A 1,726-nucleotide genomic window follows, 5' to 3' on the forward strand; every position below is an offset into this window, starting at 1 on the left:
TTGCCATCTGGGGACACCTTGCGTTGCAAGCTGTTTCCAGCCGACAAGTTTTACAAAATCTCTCTGTACTTTGAGGGTCGGGTAAAGTATAATGAAGTCAACAACAAATTAGAAGTTTTCGGAAAATAAAGAAAATTTGATTATGTAAATTACCAAGAAAAGGTGGAAAGAATTATGTCAGTACAAACAGATTTTGAGAAAGGATTCGAAACAGAAGAATATGAAATGCTTATTTTAGTGCAAGCATCGTGTAAAGGAGCAGCAATTATAAAAGATATGCTGAAACCATCTATTGATTTTCTTGCGTCCATAGATTTGCGTACAGGTCAGTTCTTTCATGAGAAAGGTCGTATTGAATGGCTTATAAAAAATGACAATAAACGCAATGGGTTGGGATATGAATTTGAGCAATTTGGCATTTATCGTGTCGCTGTCAGAAAATGTATACCGAAAAAATTGCAGCCATATCAGGTACAATATATAAACAACAGATATATGCTTATAAATGTGCTTGAAGAACATGCTTCAAATGAAAAATTGGAAGCTTTGAAAGAATACTATGCTAAGCCAATTTCTATGGAAAATGAATTAGGTTCTTTTGACTTGGATAGAGAATTTTCATGGTTTGAGGGAATTGTAAATTGGAATGGTGTAGAGGCAAATGTATATTTGGAAACCGATGAGGAAGATGGAGATACCGCTGAACAGGCAATGAAAGTATTAAAGGAATTAGTAGATAATATTGTGGATAATGATAATAAATATCGTGCATTTGCTGCACAAGAGCTAACAGAACTTGCAAATGAATGGCTGGAGGATTCAGATGAAATTGATACAGAAAAAATCACAAGAGAATTGTTTAAAAAACGTATGGAAATTAGCTCAATAACAGTTAGTCCAGATGGAAGTTTATCTTTATTTTACAACGACGACGATATGTTTTGGGGACATATTATTGAAATAGTGGTTGAGCCAAATGGAGAGATTATAAGTGCTAATATAGCCGGATGAAAAAACTTCCAGTTTGCCACTCACACATCGGGTCAACTTGTCCCGAACTTTTACAACTAAATACCCGCCGCCCACACAGCGGCACACCGAGCAGGAAATCTGAAAAAAGGTCTCCTGCTTTTTTTCTGCCCAAAATGAGGTGGTAAAACGCCACCCCATCCACCAATTACCGAAAGGAGGGACACGAAATGCCCTGTCCGCACAACGAAATCTCGATTGTGCAGCGAAGTCAGCAGCAGTCTGCTGTTGCCGCCGCTGCTTACCGGAGTGGTGAAAAGCTGTTCTGTGAATATGACCAGCAAGTGAAGCACTATCCGGAAAAGCGTGGTATCGTCCACAATGAAATCCTGCTTCCGGCAAATGCCCCACGGTCGTATGCAGACCGCAATACTCTATGGAACGCCGCCGAAGCGGTGGAAAAACAATGGAATTCCCAGCTTGCAAGGCGGTGGGTGCTTACCATCCCCAGAGAGATACCGCCCGACCAATATGCTGTCCTTGTCCGGGAGTTTTGTGAACAGCAATTTGTTTCCACCAAAGGCATGATTGCTGACTTTGCCATCCATGACCCCCATCCGCCGGGACACAATCCCCACGCCCATGTCCTGCTGACTATGAGGGCAATGGACGAACATGGAAAATGGCTTCCCAAGAGCCGCAAGGTTTATGACCTTGACGAAAACGGGGAACGGATAAAGCTGCCATCCGGCAGGTG

2 protein-coding genes are annotated in these 1,726 nt (G+C 41.8%); both read left to right on the plus strand.

Translation table 11 applies throughout. From position 1 onward, the window contains the following. Window positions 1-174 precede the first annotated feature (174 nt). Complete coding sequence (locus tag DXA87_RS17520) at window positions 175-1,011, plus strand: DUF2262 domain-containing protein (protein ID WP_117505573.1); 837 nt, start codon at window positions 175-177, stop codon at window positions 1,009-1,011. A gap of 188 nt (window positions 1,012-1,199) precedes the next feature. Continuing rightward, window positions 1,200-1,726, plus strand: a 527-nt coding sequence (locus tag DXA87_RS17525; RefSeq protein WP_242998137.1) for a MobA/MobL family protein, incomplete at its 3' end; no start/stop codon positions are given.

The organism is Desulfotomaculum sp. OF05-3 (assembly GCF_003435535.1).
Classification (GTDB): Bacteria; Bacillota; Clostridia; order Lachnospirales; family Lachnospiraceae; genus Pilosibacter; species Pilosibacter fragilis.

Coding starts and splice junctions, on each gene's coding strand:
- DXA87_RS17520 (WP_117505573.1), top strand. CDS start 175: ATGTCAGTACAAACAGATTTTGAGAAAGGATTCGAAACAGAAGAATAT.